Origin of the sequence: Streptomyces sp. NPDC127129 (genome assembly GCF_042671585.1) — a bacterium.
Taxonomy (GTDB): domain Bacteria; phylum Actinomycetota; class Actinomycetes; order Streptomycetales; family Streptomycetaceae; genus Streptomyces.
Map to the genome: position 1 here is coordinate 109,596 of NZ_JBHXTV010000007.1, position 26,964 is coordinate 136,559.

General features: G+C 72.9%; 22 protein-coding genes. 6 read left to right on the plus strand and 16 right to left on the minus strand.

The features are described 5' to 3' along the window. Positions 1 to 65: 65 nt before the first annotated feature. On the plus strand, positions 66 to 977 hold the full coding sequence (locus ACFVGW_RS15450; RefSeq protein ID WP_385852311.1) for an arginase family protein: 912 nt from the start codon (positions 66 to 68) through the stop codon (positions 975 to 977). A 37-nt stretch (positions 978 to 1,014) separates the two neighbouring features. On the opposite strand, the gene ACFVGW_RS15455 is transcribed toward ACFVGW_RS15450, so the two are convergent. Further along, a complete protein-coding gene (locus ACFVGW_RS15455) occupies positions 1,015 to 2,604 on the minus strand; it encodes a DUF4157 domain-containing protein (RefSeq protein ID WP_385852312.1) in 1,590 nt (529 codons plus the stop codon). Positions 2,605 to 2,889: 285 nt separating this feature from the next. Here ACFVGW_RS15455 and ACFVGW_RS15460 point away from each other — a divergent pair, with 285 nt between their 5' ends. Continuing rightward, complete coding sequence (locus ACFVGW_RS15460) at positions 2,890 to 4,128, plus strand: serine hydrolase domain-containing protein (RefSeq protein ID WP_385852313.1); 1,239 nt, start codon at positions 2,890 to 2,892, stop codon at positions 4,126 to 4,128. Between the two features lie 22 nt (positions 4,129 to 4,150). Here the strand turns inward: ACFVGW_RS15460 and ACFVGW_RS15465 are convergent, their stop codons facing one another. Together ACFVGW_RS15465 and ACFVGW_RS15470 are read right to left on the minus strand one after the other, a co-directional pair. Further along, complete coding sequence (locus ACFVGW_RS15465; protein WP_383228360.1) at positions 4,151 to 5,002, minus strand: alpha/beta fold hydrolase; 852 nt, start codon at positions 5,000 to 5,002, stop codon at positions 4,151 to 4,153. Between the two features lie 602 nt (positions 5,003 to 5,604). After that, positions 5,605 to 6,297: a metal-dependent transcriptional regulator gene (locus ACFVGW_RS15470; RefSeq protein ID WP_352190820.1), complete on the minus strand. Its 693-nt coding sequence runs from the start codon at positions 6,295 to 6,297 to the stop codon at positions 5,605 to 5,607. A gap of 160 nt (positions 6,298 to 6,457) precedes the next feature. On the opposite strand from ACFVGW_RS15470, the gene ACFVGW_RS15475 reads away from it, so the two are divergent. Next, positions 6,458 to 7,225, plus strand: coding sequence for an SIS domain-containing protein (locus tag ACFVGW_RS15475; RefSeq protein WP_385852314.1), 768 nt, complete (start codon positions 6,458 to 6,460; stop codon positions 7,223 to 7,225). 18 nt (positions 7,226 to 7,243) lie between these two features. Here ACFVGW_RS15475 and ACFVGW_RS15480 read toward each other — a convergent pair whose 3' ends face one another. The 5 genes from ACFVGW_RS15480 to ACFVGW_RS15500 all read right to left on the minus strand — a co-directional run bounded on the left by ACFVGW_RS15480 (position 7,244) and on the right by ACFVGW_RS15500 (position 12,721). Next, entirely contained in the window at positions 7,244 to 8,635 is a 1,392-nt protein-coding gene (locus ACFVGW_RS15480; protein ID WP_385852315.1) for a PAS domain-containing protein, read from the minus strand. Positions 8,636 to 9,185: 550 nt separating this feature from the next. Next, the gene (locus ACFVGW_RS15485; protein WP_385852316.1) at positions 9,186 to 10,037 is read right to left on the minus strand and encodes an MBL fold metallo-hydrolase; all 852 of its coding nucleotides are present in this window, start codon (positions 10,035 to 10,037) and stop codon (positions 9,186 to 9,188) included. Between the two features lie 86 nt (positions 10,038 to 10,123). Further along, the gene (locus ACFVGW_RS15490; protein WP_385852317.1) at positions 10,124 to 10,945 is read right to left on the minus strand and encodes an ABC transporter permease; all 822 of its coding nucleotides are present in this window, start codon (positions 10,943 to 10,945) and stop codon (positions 10,124 to 10,126) included. Beyond that, complete coding sequence (locus ACFVGW_RS15495; protein WP_385852318.1) at positions 10,942 to 11,916, minus strand: ABC transporter ATP-binding protein; 975 nt, start codon at positions 11,914 to 11,916, stop codon at positions 10,942 to 10,944. Before ACFVGW_RS15495 ends, ACFVGW_RS15490 begins: the two co-directional genes overlap by 4 nt. Position 11,917: 1 nt before the next feature. After that, a complete protein-coding gene (locus ACFVGW_RS15500; protein WP_385852319.1) occupies positions 11,918 to 12,721 on the minus strand; it encodes an ABC transporter permease in 804 nt (267 codons plus the stop codon). 146 nt (positions 12,722 to 12,867) lie between these two features. Here ACFVGW_RS15500 and ACFVGW_RS15505 point away from each other — a divergent pair, with 146 nt between their 5' ends. Continuing rightward, positions 12,868 to 13,749 carry a winged helix-turn-helix transcriptional regulator gene (locus tag ACFVGW_RS15505; RefSeq protein ID WP_383228350.1) on the plus strand — a complete coding sequence of 294 codons (882 nt, stop codon included), beginning with the start codon at positions 12,868 to 12,870 and terminating at the stop codon, positions 13,747 to 13,749. On the opposite strand, the gene pdxH is transcribed toward ACFVGW_RS15505, so the two are convergent. After that, complete coding sequence (pdxH, locus tag ACFVGW_RS15510; RefSeq protein WP_385852485.1) at positions 13,741 to 14,430, minus strand: pyridoxamine 5'-phosphate oxidase; 690 nt, start codon at positions 14,428 to 14,430, stop codon at positions 13,741 to 13,743. The genes ACFVGW_RS15505 and pdxH overlap by 9 nt on opposite strands. 284 nt (positions 14,431 to 14,714) lie before the next feature. On the opposite strand from pdxH, the gene ACFVGW_RS15515 reads away from it, so the two are divergent. Then, complete coding sequence (locus tag ACFVGW_RS15515) at positions 14,715 to 15,824, plus strand: citrate synthase 2 (RefSeq protein WP_385852320.1); 1,110 nt, start codon at positions 14,715 to 14,717, stop codon at positions 15,822 to 15,824. Between the two features lie 373 nt (positions 15,825 to 16,197). On the opposite strand, the gene ACFVGW_RS15520 is transcribed toward ACFVGW_RS15515, so the two are convergent. Further along, a complete protein-coding gene (locus ACFVGW_RS15520) occupies positions 16,198 to 17,250 on the minus strand; it encodes an isopenicillin N synthase family dioxygenase (protein WP_383228349.1) in 1,053 nt (350 codons plus the stop codon). 356 nt (positions 17,251 to 17,606) lie between these two features. Here ACFVGW_RS15520 and ACFVGW_RS15525 point away from each other — a divergent pair, with 356 nt between their 5' ends. Then, positions 17,607 to 19,364 (plus strand): FAD-dependent monooxygenase, encoded by a 1,758-nt coding sequence (locus ACFVGW_RS15525; protein ID WP_385852321.1) that lies wholly within the window; start codon positions 17,607 to 17,609, stop codon positions 19,362 to 19,364. 2 nt (positions 19,365 to 19,366) lie between these two features. Here ACFVGW_RS15525 and ACFVGW_RS15530 read toward each other — a convergent pair whose 3' ends face one another. From ACFVGW_RS15530 to ACFVGW_RS15555, 6 genes are all read right to left on the minus strand, one after another. Next, positions 19,367 to 19,945, minus strand: a complete 579-nt coding sequence (locus ACFVGW_RS15530; RefSeq protein WP_385852322.1) for a TetR/AcrR family transcriptional regulator — start codon at positions 19,943 to 19,945, stop codon at positions 19,367 to 19,369. Beyond that, complete coding sequence (locus ACFVGW_RS15535) at positions 19,933 to 20,640, minus strand: enoyl-CoA hydratase family protein (RefSeq protein WP_385852323.1); 708 nt, start codon at positions 20,638 to 20,640, stop codon at positions 19,933 to 19,935. Before ACFVGW_RS15535 ends, ACFVGW_RS15530 begins: the two co-directional genes overlap by 13 nt. 19 nt (positions 20,641 to 20,659) lie before the next feature. Beyond that, positions 20,660 to 22,237, minus strand: a complete 1,578-nt coding sequence (locus ACFVGW_RS15540; RefSeq protein WP_385852324.1) for a 4-coumarate--CoA ligase family protein — start codon at positions 22,235 to 22,237, stop codon at positions 20,660 to 20,662. A 61-nt stretch (positions 22,238 to 22,298) separates the two neighbouring features. After that, entirely contained in the window at positions 22,299 to 23,432 is a 1,134-nt protein-coding gene (locus ACFVGW_RS15545) for an acyl-CoA dehydrogenase family protein (protein ID WP_383228343.1), read from the minus strand. Continuing rightward, entirely contained in the window at positions 23,429 to 25,351 is a 1,923-nt protein-coding gene (locus ACFVGW_RS15550) for a biotin carboxylase N-terminal domain-containing protein (protein WP_385852325.1), read from the minus strand. The genes ACFVGW_RS15545 and ACFVGW_RS15550 overlap by 4 nt, the downstream gene beginning before the upstream one ends. 8 nt (positions 25,352 to 25,359) lie before the next feature. Continuing rightward, positions 25,360 to 26,958 carry an acyl-CoA carboxylase subunit beta gene (locus ACFVGW_RS15555; protein ID WP_383294863.1) on the minus strand — a complete coding sequence of 533 codons (1,599 nt, stop codon included), beginning with the start codon at positions 26,956 to 26,958 and terminating at the stop codon, positions 25,360 to 25,362. Between the last annotated feature and the right edge of the window lie 6 nt (positions 26,959 to 26,964).

Genomic DNA, 26,964 nt, shown 5'->3' on the forward strand with positions numbered 1-26,964 from the left:
CAACGCGCTGAGCAGGCCGATTTCACCGGCGCGCACGGTCTGCCCGATGGGGACACCATGGACGTATGACGCTGCCCGGCGAGCGTGGCCTCGCCGTCGTCGAGGCGCCGTCCGTGCTCGGGTTGCGGCCGTCCGGGGTCCAGGAGCTGCCGGACGCCGTGCTCGGCGGGGTGGCGCGGGTCGCGCGGGTCGAACCGCCCGCGTACGACCCGGTGCGGGACGCCGGGACCGGGGTGCTCAACCCCGGTGGGATCGCGCGGTACTCGGTGCGGCTGGCGGACACCGTCGGCGAGGTGCTCGGCTCCGGGCGCTTCCCCGTCGTCCTGGGCGGCGACTGCAGCATCCTGCTCGGGAACCTGCTCGCTCTGCGGCGCCGGGGGCGGTACGGGCTGCTGTTCCTCGACGGGCACACCGACTTCTACCAGCCGGCCGCCGAGCCCACCGGCGAGGTCGCCTCGATGGAACTCGCCCTGGCCACCGGGCGCGGCCCCCGGCCGCTCACCGACCTGGAGGGGCGGGGGCCACTGGTGCGGGACGAGGACGTCGTCGCGTTCGCGTTCCGGGACGCCGACGAGTCCGCCGCGGCGGGGAGCCGGCCGCTCCCGCCCCGGCTGTACGCCCTCGACCTCGACGACGTGCGCGCGGCCGGCGCGGGCGAGGCCGCGCGCGGCGCCGTCGCCCGGCTCGCCGAGAGGGACGGGTACTGGGTCCACCTCGACGTCGACGTCCTGGACGACGCGGTCATGCCCGCCGTCGACTACCGGCAGCCCGGCGGGCTGAGCTGGGCCGAACTGGAGGACGTGCTGAGGACGGCCCTGGCCCACGAGCGTGCCGTCGGGTTCGACGTCACGATCTTCAACCCGAGGCTCGACCCCGACGGGACGATCGCCGCCCGCCTGACCGACTGCCTGCGGCGTGCCCTGCGGACCAGGGGCCTGCCGGACCAGGGGCCTGCCGGACCGGAGCCCTGCCGGTGAGGTGCCCTGCCGGTGAGGTGCCCCAGGACCTCGGCCCCTAGGGGGTGCTGCTCCCGAGGATGTCGGCGAACACGATCACGGCCGCGCTCTTGCCGTACTTGTCCTCCTTCTCCGACGCGTAGTCGCCCTTCCTGACGAGCACCTGCTTGATGTTGATCCTGGTTCCGACGGGGAAGGTCATCTCCTGCTCGGAGGCGTTGTTCTTGCCGAGCGACCTGCCCTGGTGCCCGTCCGGCAGGCCGAACTCCCAGACGACCTCCTTGCCCGCAACGTACGTGTGGGTCAGCGGATCGCCGAAGGTCGTCGACAGGATCGCCGGCCATTCGATCGTCTGATTGAGCGTCACATAGCCGCCGTCCGGGTGGTTCTCGTCCTGCTTCAGGATCCCCTCGAACGAGTCGTAGATGTACTTGCTGTCGCCGCGCACCACTTGGCCGTCGGCGTTGGCCGGCGGTGTGTCGAAGTCGCTCCACACGCCGTTGATGCGGGCGAAGATGTCGTACGTGTTCCGGAGGTGCTGGGCGTCCCATCCCTCGACCGTGTCGTCGGTCGCGTAGTTCCGGGCGACGGCCAGGCGCTTCCACGCGTCGAGGACCTGCGTCTCCTTCGCCTGGAAGGAGAACTCGGGGGACGCGATCTCGGAGGGGCTGTAGCCGACCTCGCCGAGTGCGGCGAGCAGCGGGTTGATCCGGCGGTAGTCCGCGCTGAGGTAGTTCTCGCCGAGGTTGAGGTCCTGCTGCTTCTGCTTGGCGGCGAGCACCGCCGGATCGAGCTCCTTGGCGCGGGATTCGAGGTACGCCCTGCGGGACTCCTCCCGGCCCTCGGCCGTTCCCCAGTCCTTGGCGACCGGGGACACGCGGACCTTCTTGCCGCCGTCCTCGGGGGCGACGAGATAGGAGCCGAAGCTGAAGCCGGCGATCGAGTAGCCCATCGGACTGTCCGCGTCGTCCTCGTGCTTGACGACGGCCGTCCCCTTCGCGAGTCCCTGCGCCAGGACGCGCTGGACGGCGGGCGCGGACTCGGCGGAGTGCGCGTGGTCGTGGGCGTCGTGGGCTTCGTGGGCGTCGGGGGCGTCGTGGGTCGGTTCCGGGGCGGACATCGCGCGGACGGCGTTGGCCTCGGCCTCCCGCTCGAACCTGTCCGAGGGGTCACTGACCTTGAGACCGTCGCCCGTCTCGGTGCCCGCGACGGGGCCTTTGCGCTGCTGGATCACATGGGTCAGTTCATGGGCGAGCGTGTGCTTGTCCCCGCCGCCCCGGCCGACGACCACGTGGTTCCCGGAGGTGTAGGCCCGGGCACCGACGTCGGCGGCGGAGCGCTGGGCCGCGTGGTCGGAGTGGATGCGTACGTCGGAGAAGTCCGCGCCGAGCCGGGCCTCCATCTCGCCGCGCAGCGTGGGTTCGAGCGGCTGCCCCCTCGAACCGATCACCTGGTGCACGGAGGAGCGCTGCACCATCCGCGTCACCGCCGCGTTGCCCACGGTGCGTTGCAGCGCGGCGAGCGAGTCCGGGGCGGGTGCGGAGGCGCCCGGCGCCGTCGATGCGCTCTCTGCCTGCGGCCGGCTGCGGGCGCCCCGGGACGCGGGGGCGGGCCGCCCCGGCTCGTCGCGTTCGCGTTCGCGTTTCATCCTGGCTCCTGTTGCTGGGCGGCTTGCCTCCACTCCTAGCACCGGGGAGAGACCGCGTGAGAGGGCTGTGGAGGCAAGACCGAGGGCAGACGTCGCCGCCCCCGCGTCCCGACGGCGGCTCCCGTCCGGGTGCGGTCCGGGTGCCGGTCAGGTGCCGGTACGGGTAGCGGTCCGGGTCCGAACGAGTGGACTCACCGGGGGCCGAGGGCGCGGAAGGGGCGTGCGCGGCCGTCGCGGGGGTCACGTTGGCGTTCCTGATCCTGAACCGGAAGAGGCGCCCCCGACATGCGACGTACCCCCTCCCGCAGACTCTTCGCCGCAGCGCTCCTCGTGGCGTCCGTGCTGGCCCCGACGGCCACCGTTCCCGCCACCGCCGTGCCCGCGCCCGTGCCCGCGTCCGTGCCCGCCGGCACCGGACACCACGGCGGCGAGGAGTGCCGGGACGGCGGCCTCGGACCCGAGCTGACCGCCCGTCTGGACAAGGCCGTCGAGGACGTCCGCGTGCAGGCCGGCATTCCCGGCATCGTCGTTGGGGTGTGGATGCCGGGCAAGGGCTGCTACGTCCATGCCACCGGTGTCGCCGACAAGGTCACCGGCAGGCCGATGACCACGTACGGCCCCGTACGGATCGGCAGCGAGACCAAGACCTTCACGGTCACCGCGCTCCTGAAGCTCGTCGACGACGGCAGGATCGGTCTCGACGACCCGATCTCCCGCTACGTCGACGGCGTACCCAACGGTGACAACATCACCCTGCGTCACCTGGCCGAGATGCGCAGCGGTCTCTTCCCGTACACCTCCGACCCGGGCTTCATCCAGGATCTGGAGAGCCACCCGACCCGCCAGTTCACCCCGCACGAGGTGCTCGCGTACGGCTACCGGCACGACAACACCTTCGCGCCGGGTGCCCAGTTCGAGTACTGCAACAGCAACCTCGTCCTCCTCGGCCTCGTGATCGAGAAGGTCACCGGCCGGCGCCTCGCCGACGTCGTCGACAGCCGGGTGCTGCGCCCGGCGGGCCTGCGGGAGACGCTGTTCCCGCACGCGGCGGAGTTCCCGGAACCGCACCCGCGCGGGTACACCGACCAGACACCGGACGGCTCGGTCGCCGACTCCACGGACTGGAACCCCAGTTGGGCCTGGGCGGCGGGTGCGATGATCTCGGATCTGCACGACCTGCGCCGCTGGGCGAAGGTCGTCGCCACCGGGGAGCTGCTCAGCCCGGAGACCCAGGCCGAGCGGCTCAGGACTCTGCCGACAGGTTTCCCCGGAACGAGCTACGGCCTCGGGATCTTCGAGACCAACGGCTGGATCGGGCACAACGGCTCGATCCCCGGCTACGAGACCGTGACCGTCTACCTGCCCGCGCAGAAGGCGACCATGGTGCTGATGCTCAACACCGACATCCAGTCGGCGGGCGAGGAGCCGAGCACGCTGGTCGCCCGGGCGGTCACCGGGGTCGTGACGCCGAACAACGTCTACGACCGTCCGGTCCGCCCGCCGCTGAGCGACCCGACCCTGTAGTCGCCCGACCGTACGGCGAGTGCTAGGGCGTCAGGACGCCGTTGAGGAACGGTTCGATCGCCGTCCGCCAGGCGTCCGGGTGGTCGTAGTGGAGGAGATGGCCGGCGTCCGGAATCTCGGCGTACGCCCCGCGCGGGAGGACGCGGACCATCTCCTGGGCCTCGGCGCGGCCCAGTTCGCCGTCCAGGCCGCGGACGATCAGCGTCGGACAGCGGACCTGGGCGAGCGAGTCCCAGTGGGCGTCGTGGACCCAGGTCTCCCGGGAGGTCAGCATCTGGGCGGGGTCGAAGACCGGGTACCAGCCGTCGGGGCGCTCGGTCATCACCTCGGCGAAGAACTCGCCGCGCGCGGGGTTCGGCCGCTCGACCCAGGGGTCCTCCTCGCCGAACCACCGCCGCACGCCGTCGAGCGAGGGGAACGGCACCGGCCAGCGGCGGAACCAGTCCTGCCACTCCCGCTGCGAGGCGGCCCCGAGGGCCGAGGCCCGCATGTCGCAGACGACCAGGGCCTGGACGAGGTCGGGGTGTTCGGCGGCGAGCTGCCAGGCGGTGAGCGCGCCCATGGAGTGACCGACGAGGGTGACGGGGCCGAGGCCGAGCTGCTCGACGGCGGCGGCCGCGTCGGAGACGTACGCCTCGCGGGTGAAGGGGCCCGCGGGGGGCTTGTCGCTGAGGCCGTGGCCGCGCTGGTCGAGGGCGACGACGCGATGCCGCCCGGCCAGCCAGCGGGCCGTGGGCGCCCAGTGGGAGGCGCGGCCCATCAGGCCGTGGAGGAGTAAGACCCCGGACCCGGTCGTACGTGACTGCTCTTCCGTGAACTCCCAGGCCGCCAGGCGTACGCCGCCGGCCCCGGTGACGTCGAGACGTCGCACCATGTTCCCTGGCACCCCCTCTTTCCCATCGAGCGTGTCGAGCACCGCCAGACTATCGAACCCATATTCGAAAATGGGGTTCTGCCACGCAACACCCCTCGTTCGAGTGACCGTGCTCAAGGATTGACGAGCGCCGCCGAGGGGAGATCTTCAGCGGGAGGCGGACCGCTCGGGGAAAACGGTCCGAGGGGAATGACCCTGGGAGCTCGGGGCTCCGGGTCAGCACAGGGGAGGACAGGCCCCGGCGCCCATGGGCGCCGGGGCCCTCTGTCTTCCGGCACACCACCCCGGACGACTCCATCGCACCCACCCCTCCCCGGCCGTACGGCTGCCCCCAGCGTGGCACGCCGAGGGCCACGGGCGTGGCGATTCCGCCGTAAAACGGGCCGCGAAGGCACCACCGGGCCCGTGACCAGGGCCGGAGCGGGAATCCGGGCCCGCAGGGGCCCCGGAGACGCGGAGTCCCCGCGGGCTCACGGGATCTCCCGTCGAACCCGCGGGGACTCCGCGTCTCGAACCCGCGGGGACTCCGCGTCCGCCGCTTCCGCCGGAACGGAACCCTGCCGGCCGCTTCCGCCGGAACGGGCACTTCCGGCGGGACCGTCCTAGCGCTTCGCCACGAAGACGTGGGCCGCCACGTCCGGCTCCAGCTCGGCCGCCTCGCCGCTGCTGCCGACCAGGACGCCGCCCGCCGACTCCGTCACGCTCACGACCGAGCCGGGCTGCACGCCCGCGCGGCGCAGCGTGTACATCAGCTGGGCGTCCGTCTGGATCGGCTCCCCGATCCGGCGCACGATCACCGTCTTGCCGTCCGCGCCCGGGTCCAGGTCGGCGAGGGAGACCATCGAGTCGTCCAGGAAGGACTCCGCCTCGGCCTTCTCGCCCAGCTCCTCGAGGCCCGGGATCGGGTTGCCGTACGGCGACTCCGTCGGGTGCCGCAGGAGCTCCAGGACGCGCCGCTCCACGGCCTCGCTCATCACGTGCTCCCAGCGACAGGCCTCCGCGTGGACCTGCTCCCACTCCAGACCGATCACATCGACGAGCAGACACTCGGCGAGCCGGTGCTTGCGCATCACTCGCGTCGCCAGGCGCCGGCCCTCGTCCGTCAGCTCCAGGTGCCGATCGCTCGCGACGGCCACCAGACCGTCCCGCTCCATGCGGGCCACCGTCTGGCTGACCGTCGGGCCGCTCTGGTCGAGCCGCTCCGCGATCCGGGCGCGCATGGGGACCACACCTTCCTCCTCCAGTTCGAGGATGGTGCGGAGATACATCTCCGTTGTGTCGATCAGTCCGGACATACGTGCCCCTCGATGAGTCGTGCGCTGGCCCTGCACCAATTCTTACGCATCCCACCGACAACCGTGCCCCGCCGGTGAAACGAAGAGGAAAGGCAGTATTGACAGAGCAATGGTCCAGACCGCACCGTGATCCGCGACACGACGACAAGGAGCTTCGGGTATGGGCGACAGCGCGCGCGAGTCCAAGCTGGCAGGACAGTTCTTCGACGCGGCGATCGGTCTGCTGCAGCAGGTCCGCGACCAGGACGCCGAGGAGATCGCCGCGGCCGGGACCGCGATCGCCGAAGCCGTCGCCGCCGGCGGCCGGCTCTTCGCCTTCGGCGCCGGACACTCCTCGCTGGCCGCCCAGGACGTCGTCTACCGCGCGGGCGGTCTCGCCCTGATGAACCTGCTGGCCGTCCCCGGGGTCGTCGGCGTCGACGTCATGCCCGCGACGCTGGGCTCCGCCCTGGAACGTGTGGACGGTCTCGCCGGGGCGGTGCTCGACTCCTCGCCCGCCAGGGCCGGCGACGCACTGATCATCATCTCGCTCTCCGGACGCAACGCCCTGCCCGTGGAGATGGCGATGAACGCACGCGCCCTGGGGCTCACCGTGATCGGTGTGACCTCGGTGGCGTACGCGACGGAGACGAAGTCCCGGCACGTCTCGGGGACGTACCTGAAGGACCACTGCGACATCGTCCTCGACTCGCGGATCGCGATCGGCGACGCCGAGCTGACGCACGACGCCATCGAGGCGCCCTTCGCCCCTGCCTCGACCGTCGTCACGAGCGCCCTGATGCAGGCCACCATGGCCGCGGCGGCCGAGGAGATGGTCCGCCTGGGCATCGAGCCGCCGCTGCTGCGGTCGGGGAACGTCGACGGCGGGCACGAGTGGAACGGCCGCGTGATGACCGAGTACGCCGACCGGATCTTCTTCCGTCACTGATCGGGCCGGGAGCCCCGGTCACCCGGGCTGACCGGGCCGTCCCGGACCGGAGCTCGCGGCGCCGCCCGCGCCGGCCGTCCCCGCCAGGTCCAGCGCCGCCGCGACCCGTACCGCCACCGCCTCCGCGTAGACCGCGTCCGGGCGCTCGAAGGCCGTACGGGACGCGCCGCGCAGGAACGTCACCGCACCCACCGTCCTGCCCCGGCTGCGCAGCGGCAGGCAGAGCGCGTGGACCGCGTCCCGGGGCCAGTGGCGTGTCGTCGCCCAGTCCTCGGCCGCCTGCGGGCCCGCCGTGGCGGGCGCCGACGCCCGCACCGGGCCCGTACGGGAGAGGGCCTGGAGCACCGGATGGCCCGACGGGTAACGCAGCGGGATGCCGCCGCCCGCCACGGGGACGACCGGGCCCGGCTCGCCCGCCGGCGTCGCCGCCACCCGTACGAGCCTGCGCTCCCCCGCCGCCACGTCCACGAGCGCGTGGTCGGCGAACCCGGCGAGGGCGAAGTCGAGCAGGACCGTCGCCGCCTCCCTCGGGTCCTCGCACTCGGCCGCCACGGCACCCGCCCGGTGCAGCTGGCGGTACCGGAAGCGCAGCCGGTCCGCCTCCTGCTCGGCGACCCGCTCCTCGGTGACGTCCTGGAACAGCCACCCGACGCCCAGCGGGACCGGCTCCTCGGCGAGCGGCGACGCCAGCCGCACGAACCCGCTGCGCCAGCACCGCCGCCGCTCGCCCTCCGGCGTGCGGAGCGTCACCCACACCTCGGCCGCCCCCTTCGGCGCGCCTTCCGCGAGCACGTGCTCCAGCGCGGACTCCAGCTCCTCCACGCCCTGGACGATCAGCTCCCCCAGCGGCCGCCCGAGCAGGGTCGTACGGCCCGCGCCCATGGCACGGGCCGCGTGGTCGTTGACGACGGTGGGGCGCAGGTCCACGTCGACGAGGACGACACCCCAGGACGCGTCCTCGAACAGCGCCTCGCTGAGCGCGATCGAGCGCTCCAGATCGATCTGCGCGTGGACCTCGCCGAACGCGCAGTACACCCCGGCGGGCTTGCCGTCCGCGCCGCGCACGCCGGCGGACTGCGTGCGCACGAGGACGCGCCCGCCGTCCTTCCGGACCAGAGCGAACTCGTGGACGAGCCGTCCCGGCGCCTCCATCGCGGCCATCAAGCGCGCCAGCGCCTCGACCGCGTCGGCGGGCCGTGCCGCCCACCCCTCGAAGCCCCGCCGGCCGACGGCCTCGTCGGCCGACCAGCCGAGGATCCGCTCGGCCTCCTTGTTCCAGTGCGTGACGGTGCCGTCGGCGTCGAGGGCGCAGAGCGCCGCGTCCATTCCGTCGAGGAGCGCGGCGAGCAGATCGGCCCCCGGCCCCTCCGCGTCACGCCGCTCCGCGGTCCCACTCCTGGCAGCACTCATCCCGGAACCCCCTGCAGGACGGTGTACGCACGTGCATCCGCACGCCTCAGATCATTCAACTTGAACGTGACGCAGGACACACCCGGTTCCATGAAATCGTTGCGTCCCGGAAACGAACGCGGGGCGCGCGGGAGGCGCGGGGGGCGCGCGAGGGACGCGCGAGGGGCGCACGGGCCCCGAGGAGAATCAGCGAATAAATAGCTTGAGCCTTCGCGGAAGGGTTCCTAGGCTGTGGAGCACACGCGAAAGGAGGTGATCCGAAAACATGATTTCTTTTCGGACTCGTGAGGTGACTGCGGGCTAACGGCCTGCCGTCGCACTCTGTGCACCTCGGCAGGACAGCTGCCGAAACCCAAGCAGTCACCCGACCCGTGGGCCGCCGGTAAGTCCGGCCGGCTCTCGTCCGAACTCGAGCGGACGGGACCAAGGCCCACGGGTCGTCTGCGTTTTCCGGGCCGATGTGTACCACCAGTCGCCCTGTCGCGGATCCCCGCCGCAGATCCCCGCTCCCCGCCGCAGATCCCCATACCGCGACCGGCGACAGCGGCGCTCACGTCCCCGACGGCCGCGGCTGCTCCGGCGGGACCGAGCTCTCGGCGACCGCCATCCACTGGTCCAGATCGGCCTGGGTGAACTCTGCCCACGGTGGGATTCCGGGGAGCCGGCGGAGGAGGTCGTAGGCCTCGGGGATCTGGGCTCCGCGGATGACCGGGCAGTGGCAGCCGGCGATGACCTCGGCGTTCAGGTGTTGGAAGTCGGAGACGACCGCCCCGAACTTCTGGGCGTCCAGCAGGGCGACCCAGGGGGAGACCAGGCTTCCGCCGAAGAACTGGCCCTCGCGGAATTCGTCCGGCGACAGCGCCGCCGTTTCGGGCATAGGGCTCGGCACGTTCGTGGCGAAGGTGTCCACTGCCCACAGGACGTTGGCCTTCGGGTCGAAGAGGGCGCGGGTGGTGGGGTTGTCGTACAGGGGCGGTCGTTTGGCGACCAGGGTGCGATCCCCCGCGTCGATCGTGTCGCCGTCGGTCATGAAGCGGCACCGGTTGATGGGGGTCTCCCACTCCTCGGCCATGCGGCCGATGGAGAACCATGTCGTCAGCAGGGTCGCGTTCGGGCATTCCGCGAGGACCGCCAGGAGATTGCCGGCGTGGTCCCGGTCGTCGTGGGTGAGAAAGATCCACCGTACGTCGAGGGGGTCCACGACGGACCAGGCCGCTTCCAGCCACTGGGAACGCACTGCGGGCGCCCCGGTGTCCACGAGGACCGGTTCCGCTCCCCGGATCACCATGGAGTTCATCGGGAAGTGACCGACCGGCGGGGCCTCGAGGGCCCAGGGGATGACGAACGTCTCCTCGGCGATCCTGTACGGCTGCAGAAGGTCGAAACTCTCGGGGGTCGTCATCGCTGCTCTCCCTAGGACGGAGTCGCCGCAACCCATGCATCCAGTGCAGCCCCGCGCAGGGCCGTCGTCAAACCCGGAACACCCCCCTAGGCCATCGACAGCCTCCCCGTGCGCTGTGAGCGGGCCTCGCCCGCGCGGAGGATGAGCGCGGCCGCCGCCAGGAGCAGGGTGGCCAGGGCGGTGAGGCCGAGGAGTGTCGGGGCGAGCTCCGTCAGCGTGCGGTGTTCAAGGAGGGCTCCGCGGACGGCGATCAGGCTGCCGGTGAGCGGGAAGGCCGCGCCGACGACCTGGATCGCCGCGGGCAGGGCGAAGTGCGGCAGGCGGACGGCCGAGACGAACCAGAGCGGCTCGTCGAGGATCGTGTACAGGAACGCCGAGTCGCGCGAGAAGACCAGCAGGCTGTTGAGGAACGCGCCCCAGGCGACCGCCGGGACCAGCAGGGCGAGGAAGACCACCCCGTACATCCACCAGGCCGAGACCGACAGCGCGCCGAAGCCGGTGAGGGCGGCGACGGTGAAGCAGGTGAGCAGCCAGGCGTTCTGGAGGAGGGCTCCCGCCCCGTTGGCGATCATGAGCGTGAGACGGCCGGCCGGGGAGAGGAAGAGGAGCTCCAGGGTGCCGGTGGAGCGCTCGAAGGAGAAGTGCCAGGCGCTCTGGACGAGGGAGAAGAAGAAGGCGTAGGCGAGGGTGCCGGTGGCCAGGAAGGCGAGGAGGCGGTCCGGGTCGGCGGCGAGCGGCCAGTTCGCGGCGGCCGGCGAGGCCGTGGCGACGGGGCGCAGCGTGTAGTAGGTGGTGGCCAGTTGGAGGACCGGCCAGACGAGCATCGAGAAGGCGACCAGCGGCTGGCCGAAGAGGCGGCGGTGCTGCTTCAGCGCCTCCGCCGCGAAGACTCTCAGCGCGTGGTTCATACGAGGGCCTCCTCGCCGGTCTCCGCGAGGGCGAGGATCGCGTCCTCCAGGCTCGCCTCCGCGATCTCCAGGCCGCCGATCGAGCCGCCGGCCCCGACGACGGCAGCGGCGAGGGGGCCCGCCATGTCGTCCGGGTGGCGCAGGGTGATCAGCTCGGCGCCGTCGGGCAGGGGTTCGCGGGCCGCTCCGAAGCGTTCCGCGACCGCGGCGGTCGCCGGGCTCGGGTCGGTGACCGTGAGGCGGACCGTCCGGTGGCTGCCGGTGGCCGCCTTGAGCTCCGCCGGGCTGCCCTCCGCGAGGTGGCGGCCCGCCGAGATCACGTACACATGGCTGCAGAGCTCCTCGACCTCGGCGAGGTAGTGGGAGGTGAGGAGGACGCCCGTACCCTCCTCGGCGAGGCGGGCGACGACGCGGCGCAGGTCGCGGGCGATCGGGGCGTCGAGGCCGAGGGTGGGCTCGTCGAGCAGGAGGTAGGCGGGCCGGTTGATCAGCCCGCGGGCGATGGCGAGGCGCTGGGTCATGCCGCGCGAGTACCGCTCGACCATGGTGTCCGCCGCGTCCGTCAGGCCGACCAGTGCCAGCAACTCGTCGATCCGGGTGCGCAGTTCGCGCTTCGGGACGTCGTAGAGCTGGCCGAAGTACCAGAGGTTCTCCCGTCCGGTCATCCGGGTGTAGACCATGCGCTCGCCGCCTGCGATGAGGTTGATGCGGCGGCGGACGGCGCGGGCGTGGGCGACGGTGTCGAGGCCGTCGACCGTGACCTGCCCGGAGGTGGGGCGCAGCAGGGTGGCGAGGACCTTGATGGTCGTGGTCTTGCCGGCGCCGTTGAGGCCGAGGAGGCCGGTGATCCGGCCGGGCGGGATGTCGAGGTCGAGGCCGTCGACCGCCCGCTTGAGCGTGCGCGGGCCGAAGAATCCCTTGTCGCGTACGGGGAAGTCCTTGCGCAGCGCGCGCACCTGAATGCCCGTCATGTCAGTAGCTCCTCTCTACGGCCCGGGCCTCGGCCCGCGGCAGGTACGTCAGGCCGAGCAGCAGGTACACGGCGCTCACCGCGACGCCCGCCGCCAGCCTCGGCAGGAGGCCGGGCAGCGACTGACCTCCGGTGGTCGCCGCGTGCAGGACGTCCGTCGCCGCGGTCGTCGGAAGCAGTTCGGCGAACCACTGGACGGGCTCGGGCAGGTAGGCGCGGGGGAAGGTGAAGCCGCCGACCAGGCCGAGGACGATGAAGACGGTGTTCTGCGAGATGTGCGCCTCACCGGCGGCGATCATCAGGCCGCCGAGCCCGACCGAGAGTGCGAAGACCGCGCCGGCGAGCGCGAGGACGCCGAGGAGCAGGCCTGCGGCGGAGGCCACGGGGACGGAGAGGCCGAGCAGGGCCACGAAGACGCCGAGGGCGAGGAACTCGACCAGGCTGCTGAGCACGGCGAAGGCGGTGAAGCCGGCGAGGTACGGGAAGCGGCCGGCCGGGGCGACGAGGAGGGCGCCGAGCGTCCCCTCCCGCTGCTCGGTGATCAGCGCTTTCGCGGACCAGAGGATGAGGCGGACGGTGAACTGGAAGGCGGTGGCGCCGACGACGATGTAGGCGAGGTAGGCGGTGGTGCCGCTGCCCGCGGCGAAGTCGTCGGCGACGGCCCCGCCGCCGACGACGTGGTAGCCGAGGTACGCCAGCGAGATGGCGAGCGCGGCGGGCAGGACCGTGCCGACGGCGTAGGTCCATGGGTAGGCGCGGCGGGTCATCTGCCAGGTGCGCCAGGCGGTTGCCCAGGCTATGGGCATACGGGTGATCCCCTCCCCCTGTGGATCTCTGCGACCGTTCTCTCTCGGTCGACAGGTGAGTCCCCTTTCGAAACTTACAATGAGTTTCTATCGGGAACTCACTCGATGGCGCAAGATGGAGCGGTTGCCCGACCGAGGAGGAGCGCATGGTCCGAGCCGTGCCCGAGCGCGACGCCGCCTGCGCGATCGCCCACGCCGCCGCCGTCGTCGGCGACTGGTGGAGCCTGCTGCTCGTACGGGAGACCGCGCGCGGCCGGCACCGCTTCGACGAACTCCAGGGCGAGCTCGGCATCTCCCGCAAGGTCCTCACCGAGCGCCTCGGTCACCTCGTCGACAGCGGCGTGCTCGACAAGGTGCCCTACCAGGAGGGGCCGGTGCGGTACGAGTACCGGCTCAGCCCGGCCGGGCGCGCCCTGCTCCCCGTCCTGGTCGCGATGCAGGACTGGTCCGACCGCTGGCTCCTCGGCGACGGCACCCTCACCGCCTCGGCCGACGAGGGCAGCGCCGAGGCCGTCCGCGTCCACGAGCTGCCCGGCACCCGGCTGCCGCGCCTGACCCTGCCCGCCCACACCGGCGCCGAGCGGGACCCGGTGGACCCGGACGCCACCGCCACGGTGCTCTTCTGCTACCCCGCCACCGGACGGCCGAGCCCGCTGCCCGAGGGCTGGGACGGCATCCCCGGCGCGGTCGGCTGCACCCTGGAGAACCGGCTGTTCAGGGACGCGTACGGGGACTTCACGGCGGCCGGGATCGCCGTCCACGGGGTCTCGACCCAGCGCCCCGACGAGCAGCGGGCCTTCGCCGCAGCCGAGGACATCCCCTTCCCGCTGCTCTCCGACATGGACGCCCGGCTCTCGGCGGCGCTCCGGCTGCCGACCTTCCGCACCGCCGGGCAGGCGCTGCGGCTCAGGCGCGCGGTCCTGGTCGTCGACCGGGAGCGGACCGTACGGCACGCGCGCTTCCCGGTCACGGACATCCCGCACGCCGTCGAGGAAGCGCTCGCGGAGGCGACGAAGCTGTCAGGGTGAGAGGCGCTCCACGCGCCAGTGGGTCTCCCCCGCCACGACGCCCTCGCTCTCGCCCTCGCCCTCGCCCTCGCGAGCGTCCGCGGCGTCGCCCACGCGTACGTACCGCAGCCGGTCGTGCAGCCGGTTCTCGTGCCCCTGCCAGAACTCCACCGCCTCCGGCACGACCCGGATGCCGCCCCACTCCGGCGGCACCGGCACCTGCACGTCCGCGGGGTAGCGCGCCGCCAGCTCCTCGTACCGGGCGAGCAGCTCCTCGCGCGACTCGATCACCGAGGACTGGTGGCTGGCCCAGGCGCCCAGCTGGGAGCCGTGCGGGCGGGTCCGGAAGTACGCGACGGTCTCGTCCCTGCCCGTACGGACCGCACGGCCCGTGACGATGACCTGGCGCGCCAGCGGATGCCAGGGGAAGAGCAGCGAGACGTGCGGATTGGCCGCGAGCTCGCCGCCCTTGCGGGAGCCGTAGTTCGTGTAGAAGACGAAGCCGGCCTCGTCGTAGTGCTTCAGGAGCACCGTGCGGGAGGAGGGGCGGCCGTCCGGCGTCGCCGTCGAGACGACCATGGCGTTCGGCTCGTGGATCGCCGGGTTCGTGGCGGCGGTCTTGAACCAGCGCGTGAACTGTTCGACCGGTTCGGGGGCGAGGTCGGCCACAGTCAGCTCCGTGGTGCGGTACTGCTCGCGCATGTCGGCGGGATCGAAGGCGTCGGTCACAGGAATCATCCTGCCGCAGAGGCGGAGCCTGCCCGGCATCACGTGCCGCTAATCATTCCTCGCCGGATCGGCACACTGTGCCGGATGTCACGCTTCCCCGCATCATCGGAACCGTACAGACTCTTGGGCTGGACGACTGTCCATACCGACCAAGAGGCCTCAGCGGGCCGACAGGTCCCCCTCAGACCTCCCGGTCCTTCCGACCGAAAGGTCCGCCAACCCGCCGGATGATTGATCATCGATTGAGGAGCCGCCTGATGTCCGACTTCGTACCCGGGCTCGAGGGAGTCGTCGCGTTCGAGACGGAGATCGCCGAACCGGACAAGGAGGGCGGCGCCCTGCGGTACCGCGGCGTCGACATCGAGGATCTGGTCGGTCACGTCTCGTTCGGCAACGTCTGGGGCCTGCTGGTGGACGGGGCGTTCGACCCCGGTCTGCCGCCGGCCGAGCCCTTCCCGATCCCCGTGCACTCCGGTGACATCCGTGTCGACGTGCAGTCCGCGCTCGCCATGCTCGCCCCGGTCTGGGGTCTCAAGCCGCTGCTCGACATCGACGCCGAGCAGGCCCGCGAGGACCTCGCCCGCGCCGCCGTCATGGCCCTGTCCTACGTCGCCCAGTCGGCGCGCGGCCAGGGGCTGCCGATGGTGCCGCAGAGCGAGATCGACAAGGCGCAGTCGGTCGTCGAGCGGTTCATGATCCGCTGGCGTGGCGAGCCGGACCCGCGGCACGTCAAGGCCGTCGACGCGTACTGGACCTCGGCCGCCGAGCACGGCATGAACGCCTCCACGTTCACCGCCCGCGTCATCGCCTCGACCGGCGCGGACGTGGCCGCGGCGCTGTCCGGCGCCGTGGGCGCGATGTCCGGCCCGCTGCACGGCGGCGCCCCGTCCCGGGTCCTCGGCATGATCGAGGAGATCGAGCGGACCGGTGACGCCACCGCGTACGTGAAGAAGGCCCTGGACAAGGGCGAGCGTCTGATGGGCTTCGGCCACCGCGTCTACCGCGCCGAGGACCCGCGCGCCCGCGTCCTGCGCCGTACGGCCAAGGAGCTGGCCGCGCCGCGGTTCGAGGTCGCGGAGGCGCTGGAGAAGGCGGCGCTGGAGGAGCTGCACAACCGCCGCCCGGACCGTGTCCTGGCGACGAACGTGGAGTTCTGGGCGGCGATCATGCTGGACTTCGCCGAGGTCCCGGCGCACATGTTCACGTCGATGTTCACCTGCGCGCGGACGGCCGGCTGGTCGGCGCACATCCTGGAGCAGAAGCGCACCGGCCGCCTGGTCCGGCCCTCGGCGCGGTACATCGGCCCGGGCCAGCGCAACCCGCAGGAGATCGACGGCTACGCCGACATGGCGGCGTACGCGGGCTGACCCCGCGGCAGCGCAGGAACACTCCCGGGGCCGGCCCGCACAGCCCGCCCCGGCCCGAGCCCGGGACCGCCACGCGGCCCCGGGCTCAGCCGTGCGGCGGGCCGGGGGCCCGGCCGTGCGAGGGCCTGGGGGCCGGGTTGCGCGACAGGCGAGCGCACGGTCCGGCGACGGGCGAGGCCTCCCGCGACGGGCTAGGGCACGGTTGCGCGACGGGCGGGGCCCGATTGTCCGACGGGCGAGCGCCCGGTCCCGCTACGGGCGAAGGCCAGGTTGCGCGGCGGGCGAGGGCGCCCGGTTGCTTGACGGGCCAATGGGCCCGGTCTCGCGGCGGACCGGCGAGCGGGCGGTGCCGCGACAGGCCCGGTCCTGGGGGTCAGGCTGTCGTGAGGCGGCGGTCTTCCGCGAGGAGGAGGTCCGCGTGGTGGCGGGCCGCGGCCAGCGGGTGGGCGCGGAGCTTGCCCTTCAGTTCGTTGCGGCCGTACTCGGCGAACAGCGGGTTCGCCGGGTCGGTCGTGATCCCGGGCGCCGTCGAGGCGTGCGGGAAGGGCAGCGGCGCGATCCGGGCGTCGAGCCTCGGGTTGTAGAAGAACGGGACGGAGAAGCGCTCCGTCGCCCCGCGCGGGGACACCACCCGGTGGTTGGTGGCGCGCAGATAGCCGTCGGTCGCCACTTCGAGCAGCTCACCCAGGTTGACGACGAACGCGCCGGGCAGCGGCGGGACGTCGTGGAAGAGGCCGTCCTCCCGCTCGACCTGGAGCCCCCCGACGTGGTCCTGCAGGAGCAGCGTCAGGAAGCCGTAGTCCTTGTGGGCGCCCACACCCTGGTCGGCGCCGTCCCCGGCGCTTCCCGGGTAGCGCACCAGCTTGAGGTGCGGGTGGGCCCGGTCCCCGAAGATGTCGTCGTAGAAGCCCGTCGGCGCGCCGATCGAGGCCAGCAGCTCGTGCAGCAGCCGCTGGGCGACCGCGCTGAGCCGCTCGACCCAGTTGAGCGCGGCGAGGCGCAGCTCGGGGAGGGCGGCGGGCCACTGGTTCGGGCCCTGGAGCCACCAGTACGGGGCCTCGCCGGGGCCCGGCACGCGCGCGGGACGCTCGGCGCCGATGTCGAGCTGGTCGCGCCAGTCGCGGGAACCGCCGGTGCGCTCGTCGCCGATCCGGGTGTAGCCGCGGAAGTGCGGCGAGTTGGTGGTGTCGAGGGCGAGCCGGTCGGCCTCCGGGAGGGCGAAGAACGCCTTCATCGCGGAGGTGAGGGCCGCCGTCTCGGCCTCCGTGATGCCGTGCCCGACGAGCTGGAAGAAGCCGACGTCGTGGGCGGCGGAGTGCAGCTGGGCGTGGAGGAGGCGTCGGTCCTGCGGGCCGCGGTCGGCGGCGGAGAGGTCGACGATCGGGAGCTGGGAGCTGTACGGCTGGGTGTGCGACGAGTGCGTCATGGTGTGCGTCCGCGGGGTGTACGGGTGCCCGGGCGCACCGCCGGGGATGGGGCGGGGGCGCGGGTGCCTGAAGAGAAGAAAGGGGCTCGGAGGTCAGGCGGAGCGCCGACAGCCCATGCTCGTGACGCGGACGAAGTCCACGTGGCGGCGGCGTACGAGCGGAAGCATGGAACCAGCGTACTGCGGGGCGGCCGGGACGTATGTGGCGTGGGTCACGGCCGCCTGTGGGGTCCGTCACGGTGCCCGCCGCGCTCCGCCCGTGACCCGTCGGTCCCGCCCGGCTCGCCGCCCGCGGACCGGCGGGTGACCATGGTGGACGGGACCGGTCCGGGGGCCGGACGCGGTGGGAGGCACCCGTGGCAGACACCCGCACGACCGACGTACTGATCGTGGGCGCCGGGCCCGTGGGGCTGAGCGCCGCCGCGGAGCTGCGCCGCCGCGGCGTGGAGTGCCGGCTCGTCGACCGGCTGCGGGCCCGCCTCCCGTACGCGAAGGCGGTCGGTGTCCAGCCGCGCACGCTGGAGATCTGGGACCGGATGGGACTGGCCCGCGCCGTCCTTGAACGCGCCGTCCCGCTCCGCGGCCAGCTCGTCTACGTCAACGGCCGGGAACAGGCCCGGTTCGAGCTCGCCCTGCCGCAGGACGTCCCGTACCGGTTCGCCGCGCTGCCGCAGTACGAGACGGAGCGGCTCCTGGAGGAGTACGTCGCGGGTCTGGGCACGGCCGTCGAGCGCGGTACCGAACTGCTGTCGTTCGCCCAGGACGCGGACGGGGTGACCGCCCGGCTGCGCACCGCCTCCGGCACCGGGGAGGAGCTGCGCGCACGCTTCCTGATCGGCTGCGACGGCGCGCACAGCACCGTCCGCAAGGGGCTCGGCCTCAGCTACGAGGGCGGGGCCTTCCCCGAGGAGTACATGCTCGGGGACGTCGAGACCGACTGGGACCTTCCGTACGGGTACGGCCTGCGGTCCCTGCACCGCGCCGAGGACGGCTCGACCGACGACGTGCTGGTCTGCATCCCGCTGCCGGGGACGCGCCGATACCGGATGTCGATGACGGTGCCGCCCGAGCTGTCCGCGGACGGCGCGGGCAAGGCGCGGGGCGACGGCGTCGCGCACGGCCTGGAGGGCGGCCGGGTCCCCGAGCTGGCCCACATCCAGGCCGTCGTCGACCGCCTGGCCCCCGCCCCGACCCGCCTCTCCGCGCTGCGCTGGTCCTCCGTCTTCCGCATCAGCCACCGGATCGTCGACCGGTACGGCGAGGGCCGGGTCTTCGTCGCGGGCGACGCCGCCCACATCCACCCGCCCACCGGCGCCCAGGGCATGAACACCGGCATCCAGGACGCCTGCAACCTGGCCTGGAAGATCGCGCTCGTCGTACGCGGTGAGGCCGGGCCCGCCCTGCTCGCCAGCTACGACGCCGAGCGCCGCCCGGTCGGCGAGGAGGTCGTGGGCCGGACCGTACGGCACGCGAACCAGGGCATCGAGAACGACTCCGAGGACCCGGCCACCCTGATGCTCCGGGAGGCCCAGCTGCTCGTCTCCTACCGGGGCGGTCCGCTCGCCGGCAGCCCCTACGGGCCGGACGACGCGCCCCAGCCCGGCGACCGGGCCCCCGACTGCGGCGGTCTGACGCTCCCCCTCGCCACCTACCCGCTGCGGCTCCTCGACGTCCTGCGCGGCCGCACCGGCCACGTCCTGCTGCTCTACGCGGACCAGGCCGCCGATCTGGCCAGGGCCGCCGAGGCGGGCGCCGTGGTCGCCGCGGTCGTCGGCGGGCGGGAGCCTTCGGAGACCGGCCTCGCGTCGGAAGGCGGTCTGGCCTCGGAGGACGGCCTGGCCCCGGCCGACGGCGTCGCGCCCGGCGGCGTCGGCCCGGCGCCGGAGGGCGGGCTCGCGACCGTCGCCGTGCTCGCCCGCGACGCCGACGCCGACGCGGACGGGGCGGGCTCGGGGTACCGGGACGCGGCCGGGGAGTTCGCGCGGCTGTACCGGCCCGACGGCCCGACCGGTTTCCTCGTACGCCCGGACGGTCAGCTCGGCGCCCGTTTCCCGCTCGCCGGCACGGCGGCGGCGCTGACCGGCTACCTCGCGGCCCTGTCGGGACCGGCCTGAGCTCAGCCCAGCGCCTCGTCCAGGAGCTTCGACCACTGGGCCACCACCCGGTCCCGGCGGGCCCGGTCGTCCGTCAGGAGGGTCGCGAGGCCGAGGCCGCGGGCCATGTCCAGGAAGCCCTGGACCGTCTCCCGCACACCGGGGACCGATTCGTCCGCGGCGAGGAGGGTCACCGCCATGCGGTGGGACTCGCGGCCGACGCGCGCCTCCAGCTCCGTCACGCGCGCGTGCAGCTGCGGTTCGTGGGCCGCCGCCACCCAGAGGTGGAGGGCGGCGCGGAAGAGCGGCCCGGTGAAGAGGTCGACCAGCGCCGACACGGCCTCGCGGCGGTTGCGGGCCGGGAGGGTGCGCAGCGCCTCCGACCGCTCCTCGGCGACGTACTCGACGGCCGCCGTGAAGAGGTCCTCCCGGGTCGGGAAGTGGTGCTGGGCCGCGCCCCGCGAGACGCCAGCCCGCTCGGCGACCACCGCGACGGTGGAGCCCGCCCAGCCGTGTTCGGCCAGGCAGGACACCGCCGCCTCCAGGAGCCGCTGCCGGGTGGCGCGGCTCCTGTCCTGCTTCGGGCCGGTCACAACCGCCATTCGGGGTCCCGTCGTTCGAGGAAGGCCGTCATCCCTTCGCGTGCCTCGGCGGAGGCGAAGAGCGTGGCCGACCTCTGGACCAGGTCCTCCGCTTCGCGTTCGAAGGTTTCCAGGACTTTAGCCGTGACCAGGCGCTTCGATTCGGCCAGCCCCTGCGGGGAGCCCTTGCGCAGCCCGTCGAGGATCGCGTCCAGGGCGTCCTCGCCGGCGGTCACCAGGCCCATCGCGCGGGCCTCCGCCGTCCCGAAGCGCTCCCCGGTGACGTAGTACCGCGCCGCCGCGCGCGGCTCCAGCTTCGGCAGCAGCGTCAGCGAGATGACCGCGGGCGCGACCCCGATCCGTACCTCCGTGAGCGCGAAGTCCGACGCGTCCGAGGCCACCACGATGTCGCACGCCCCGAGCAGCCCCAGGCCGCCCGCCCGGACGTGGCCGCGCACCACGCCCACCACCGGCTTGGGCAGCTCGACGATCTGCCGCAGCAGGTCCACGAAGGCGTACGGGCTCGGCGGGGCCTTCAGGTCGGCGCCCGCGCTGAACGTCGAGCCGGTGTGGGTGAGAACCACCGCCCGTACGGCCGGATCCTGTCCGCACTCGGTGAGCGTCCCCGCCAGCTCGGCGACCAGGGCCGCCGAGAGCGCGTTGCGGTTCTCCGGGGAGTCCAGCGTCAGTGTGGCGATGCCACGGTCCAGCTTCATGCGTCGTCCCTCAGCTCGGTCACTCGCGGTCCCTCAACTCACGACGCAGGATCTTCCCCGACGCGGCGCGCGGCACTCCGTCGATGAACTCCACGCGCCTGATCTTCTTGTACGGGGCGACCTTTCCGGCCACGTACGCCATGACGTCCTCGGCGCCCAGCTCCGGCGCGGTCGGCTGCCGGACGACGTACGCCTTGGGGATCTCCGTGCCCTCCTCGTCGGTCACGCCGATCACGGCCGCGTCGGCGATGCCCTCGTGGGTGAGCAGCAGGGCCTCGAGTTCGGCCGGGGCGACCTGGAAGCCCTTGTACTTGATGAGTTCCTTGACCCGGTCCACGACGAACAGCCAGCCGTCCTCGTCGACGCGGCCGATGTCCCCGGTGTGGACCCAGCCGTCGGCGTCGATCATCGCGGCGGTGGCGTCGGGGCGTCCCAGGTACCCCTTCATGACCTGCGGGCCCCGGATGGCGACCTCGCCCTCGGCCCCCGGCGCGGCGTCCTTCGACGGGTCGTCGAGGGACAGGATGCGCATCTCGGTGGAGGGCAGCAGCCTGCCGACGGCGCCGGGCGGAGGGCCGACGGCGTCGAGGGGCACGACGTGCGTGCCGGGCGACAGCTCGGTCATCCCGTACGCCTGGCGGACGGGCGGCAGCCCCAGCCGGGCCGAGCAGGCCTCGGCGAGGGAGGCGTCGAGCGGTGCGGCGGCGCTGACGATGTACTCCAGTGAGGAGAGGTCGTGGTCGGCGACGGCCGGGTGCTTGGCGAGCGCGAGGACGATCGGCGGGGCCACGTACAGGCCGTTGATGCGGTGCTTCTCGATCGCCGAGAGGAACTGGTCGAGGTCGAAGCGGGGCAGGACGACGACGGTCGCGCCCTGCCGCAGGGGCGCGTTCATCAGGGCCGTGAGGCCGTAGATGTGGAAGAACGGGAGGACCGCGAGGATGCGGTCGCCGGGGCCCATGGGGACGAGGGGGTCGAGCTGGGCGAGGTTGGTGGCGATCGAGGTGTGGGTGAGCATCACGCCCTTGGGGACTCCGGTGGTGCCGGAGGAGTACGGCAGGGCGGCGACGTCCTCGTCGGGGTCGAAGGCGATGTCCGGTTCGGGGGCGGTGGTGGCGGCCATGGACTGGAGGGACCGGATCCCCTCGCCCTCGGGCGCCTGGTCGCAGACGAAGATCTCCTCGACGCCGCCGGCGAGTTCGGCGGCCCGGCGGGCCGGGGCGAGCAGCGGGGAGACGGTGACGATCCAGCGCGCGGAGGAGTCCTGGAGCTGCTTGGCGAACTCCTCCGGCGTGGCGAGCGGGTGGACGGTGGTGACGGAGGCGCCGGCGCGGGTGGCCGCGTAGAAGGCGACGGGGAACAGGACGGTGTTGGGGCTGTGCAGGGCGACGACGTCCCCCTTGCGGACCCCGGCCTCGGCGAGCCCGGCGGCGACGCGCCGGTGGAGGGCGTCGACCTGGGCGTGGGTGAGGGTCGTCCCGCCCACCCCGTCGATCAGGGCCGGCGCGTCCCCGAACTCGGCGGACCGGCCGAGGACGGCCTCGTGGATGGGGAGGGATACGACCGGGACGTCCGCGTACTCGCTGTGAAACACCATGCGTGCCCCCTGGGAGAGGTGGAAGGTGCGGAGATGGCGTGCCGGGTCAGGATGGACCGGGTCAGTACGACTTGGGGAGACCCAGGGACTGGTGGGACACGTAGTTGAGGATCATCTCCCGGCTGACCGGTGCGATCCGGGCGACGCGGGAGGCGGCGATCAGGCGGGCGAGGCCGAACTCGCGGGTGAGGCCGTTGCCGCCGAGGGTGTGGACGGCCTGGTCGACGGCCTTCACGCAGGCCTCTCCGGCGGCGTACTTGGCCATGTTGGCGGCCTCGCCGGCGCCGACGTCGTCGCCCGCGTCGTACAGGGCGGCGGCCTTCTGCATCATCAGCCGGGCCAGCTCCAGCTCGATGTGGGCCTGGGCGAGGGGGTGGGCGATGGCCTGGTGGGCGCCGATGGGGGCCTTCCAGACCGTGCGCTCCTTGGCGTACTTCACGGCCTGGGCGAGGGCGTAGCGGCCCATGCCGATCGCGAACGCCGCCGTCATGATGCGCTCGGGGTTGAGCCCGGCGAAGAGCTGGAGCAGGCCCGCGTCCTCGTCGCCCACCAGCGCGTCGGCGGGGAGGTGGACGTCGTCGAGGATCAGCTCGAACTGCTTCTCGTTCGCGTCGAGTTCCATGTCGATCTGACGCCGCTGGAAGCCGGGGGCGTCCCGGTCGACGACGAAGAGGCAGGGCTTGAGGCTGCCCGTCCGGGCGTCCGAGGTCCTGCCGACGATCAGGGTCGCGTCGGCGATGTCGACGCCCGACACGAAGACCTTGCGGCCGTTGAGGACCCAGCCGTCCTCGGTCTTCGTGGCCGTGGTCGTGATCCGGTGGGAGTTGGAGCCGGCGTCGGGCTCGGTGATGCCGAAGGCCATGGTGCGCGAGCCGTCGGCCAGGCCCGGCAGCCAGGTCGCCTTCTGTTCCTCGGTGCCGAAGCGGGCGATGACGGTGCCGCAGATGGCGGGCGAGACGATCATCATCAGGAGCGGGGCGCCGGCGGCCCCCGCCTCCTCCAGGACGATCGACAGCTCGGCCATGCCGCCGCCCCCGCCGCCGTACTCCTCGGGCAGATTCACCCCCAGGTAGCCGAGCTTGCCCGCCTCCGCCCAGAGCGCGGCCCGGTCGAAGCCGGGACCGTGGCGGTGTCCGAGCGCCGAGACGGCGGCCCGGAGCGCGGTGAGCTCTTCGCTCTCGATCATGGTGCTCATACGGTCTGGTCCTCCTGTGCTTCGGTCTGTACGGACTGCTGTACGACGGCGAGCAGGGCACCGACCTCGACCTGGCGGCCGGGGGCGGCGTGGAGCGCGGTGAGCGTGCCGGAGGCGGGAGCGACGACGCGGTGCTCCATCTTCATGGCCTCCAGCCAGAGGAGCGGCTGTCCGGCGGTGACGTGCGCGCCGGGCGCGAGGCCGTCGGCGACGCGGACGACGGTGCCGGGCATGGGGGCGAGCAGGGAGCCGGGTTCGCGCTGCTCGGTGGGGTCGGGGAAGCGGGGTACGGCGGTGAGCCGGTGCGGGCCGACATGCACGGTGTCGCCGTGCCGGGCGACCTCGAAGTCCCGGACGACGCCGTCGACTTCGAGCCGTACGCGATCGGCGGTGACGTGCACGGTCCGGACGCCCTCGGGGGCGGTGACGGTGTATCCCCCGCGGGTGGGCCGGTAGCGGACCTCGTGCTCGCCGTACGTGGCGATCTGGTCCTGCGAGCACAGGTTCCGCCAACCCCCTCCGAAACGGCCTCCGTTGGCGGCGGCCTGCGCGAGTGCGGCGGCGACGGCCGCGTACGCCTCGCCGGGCGGGGCCTGTGTGAGCGTGTCGAGGTTCCGTTCGTAGAACCCGGTGTCGAGGCGGGCGGGGTCGCCGAACTCCGGATGCCGCAGGCTCGCGACCAGCAGGTCGCGGTTGGTCACGGGCCCGTGGATCCGGGCCCGCTCCAGCACGTGGGCGAGTTTGCGGACGGCCTCGGGGCGGGTGGCCGCGTGGACGACGACCTTGGCGAGCATGGCGTCGTAGTGCACGCCGATGGTGTCCCCGGAGACGTAGCCGGTGTCGACGCGGGGCCCCGCACGGAACTCCAGCGCGTGCAGCGTGCCCGTCTGCGGCGTCCAGCCCGACGCCGGGTCCTCCGCGTAGAGGCGGGCCTCGATCGCGTGACCCGACGCGGCGGGCGGCTCCGGGGCCAGCGCCCCTCCCTCCGCGACGGTGATCTGGAGGGCCACCAGGTCCACGCCGTGGACCTCCTCCGTCACCGGGTGCTCCACCTGGAGGCGCGTGTTCATCTCCAGGAAGTGCGCCTTGGGGGTCCCCCCTGCTCGAGCGGAGCCGAGAGTTTGGGGGACATCGGCGACCAGGAACTCGACCGTGCCCGCGCCGACGTAGCCGACCGCCTTCGCCGCCGACACCGAACGGTCGTACAGCTCGGCGAGCAGCGACGGCGGCAGACCCGGCGCCGGGGCCTCCTCGATCACCTTCTGGTGGCGGCGCTGGAGCGAGCAGTCGCGGGTGCCGAGCGCCCACACCGTGCCGTGCGTGTCGGCGAGGATCTGGACCTCCACGTGGCGGCCGTTCTCCAGGTACGGCTCGACGAACACCTCGCCGTCCCCGAAGGCGCTCGCCGCCTCCGCCGAGGCGGCCGCCAGCTCCCCCTCGAGGGCGGCCAGTTCGCGGACGACCCGCATGCCACGGCCGCCGCCGCCCGCCGCCGCCTTCACGAGGACCGGCAGGTCCGCCTCGGTGACGTCCACCAGGGGCTCGACCCCGAGGAGCTCCTTCGCCCGGGTCTTCGAGGCCATCGCCTCGATCGCCTCCGGCGGAGGGCCGATCCAGACCAGGCCGGCGTCGAGCACGGCCCGCGCGAACTCCGCGTTCTCCGACAGGAAGCCGTACCCGGGGTGCACCGCGTCCGCGCCCGCCGCGAGCGCCGCCTTCACCACCAGGTCCCCGCGCAGGTACGTCTCGGCGGGCGTCGCCCCCGGCAGCCGTACGGCCGCGTCGGCCTCCCGTACGTGCAGGGCGGAGGCGTCCGCGTCCGAGTACACGGCGACCGTCCCGACGCCCAGCTCCCGGCAGGTGCGGAACACCCGGCAGGCGATCTCGCCCCGGTTGGCGACCAGCAGCCTGGAGATCATCACTCGCCTCACATTCGGAAGACGCCGAAGCCGCCGCGCGCGCCCTCGACCGGTGCCGTGTGGATCGCGGACAGGCACAGCCCGAGGACCGTGCGGGTGTCGCGGGGGTCGATGACGCCGTCGTCGTACAGCCGCCCCGACAGGAACATCGGCAGCGACTCCGACTCGATCTGCGCCTCGACCATCGCGCGCAGCCCCGCGTCGGCCTCGTCGTCGTATGGCTGCCCCTTCGCGGCGGCGCTCGCGCGCGCGACGATGGAGAGCACGCCCGCCAGCTGCTGGGGGCCCATGACGGCCGACTTGGCGCTCGGCCAGGCGAAGAGGAAGCGCGGGTCGTAGGCCCGGCCGCACATGCCGTAGTGCCCGGCGCCGTACGACGCGCCCATCAGCACGCTCAGATGCGGCACGCGCGAGTTCGACACCGCGTTGATCATCATCGCGCCGTGCTTGATGATGCCGCCCTGTTCGTACTCCCTGCCGACCATGTAGCCGGTGGTGTTGTGCAGGAAGACCAGCGGGATGTCGCGCTGGTTCGCGAGCTGGATGAACTGCGCCGCCTTCTGGGACTCCGCGCTGAACAGCACGCCCTGGGCGTTCGCCAGGACGCCCACCGGATAGCCGTGCAGCTCCGCCCAGCCCGTCACCAGGCTCGGCCCGTACAGCGGCTTGAACTCGTCGAAGTCGGAGCCGTCGACGATCCGGGCGATCACCTCGCGCGGGTCGAAGGGGGTCTTCAGGTCCCCGGGCACGATCCCGAGCAGCTCCTCCTCGTCGTACTTCGGAGGCTCCGCGAGGGCCGGATCGGCGTGCGCCTTGCGGTGGTTGAGGCGCGCGACGATGCGCCGGGCCTGGCGCAGGGCGTCGACCTCGTCGACGGCGTAGTGGTCCGCGAGTCCGGAGGTGCGGGCGTGCATCTCGGCGCCGCCGAGCGACTCGTCGTCGCTCTCCTCGCCCGTGGCCATCTTCACCAGCGGCGGACCGCCGAGGAAGACCTTCGACCGCTCCTTGATCATCACGGTGTGGTCGGACATCCCGGGGACGTACGCCCCGCCGGCCGTGGAGTTGCCGAAGACCACGGCGATCGTCGGGATGCCGGCGGCGGAGAGCCGGGTCAGGTCGCGGAAGAGCGCGCCCCCGGGGATGAAGATCTCCTTCTGGGACGGCAGATCGGCGCCGCCGGACTCGACGAGCGAGATGACCGGGAGCCGGTTGGCGTAGGCGATCTCGTTGGCGCGCAGGGCCTTCTTCAGCGTCCACGGGTTGGAGGCACCGCCGCGCACGGTCGGGTCGTTGGCGGTGATCAGGCACTCGACGCCCTCGACGACACCGATGCCGGTGACGATCGACGCGCCGACGGGGTAGTCGCTGCCCCAGGCGGCGAGCGGGGACAGCTCCAGGAACGGGGTGTCGGGATCGACGAGCAGCTCGATCCGCTCGCGGGCCAGCAGCTTGCCGCGCCCCCGGTGACGGGCGACGTACTTCTCGCCGCCGCCGGCGAGGGCCTTGGCGTGCTCGGTGCCGAGGGCGGCCAGCTTGTCGAGCATGGCGGCGCGGTGGGCCGCGTAGTCGGGTCCGCCCGTGTCGAGGGCGGAGGCGAGGACGGTCACAGCAGT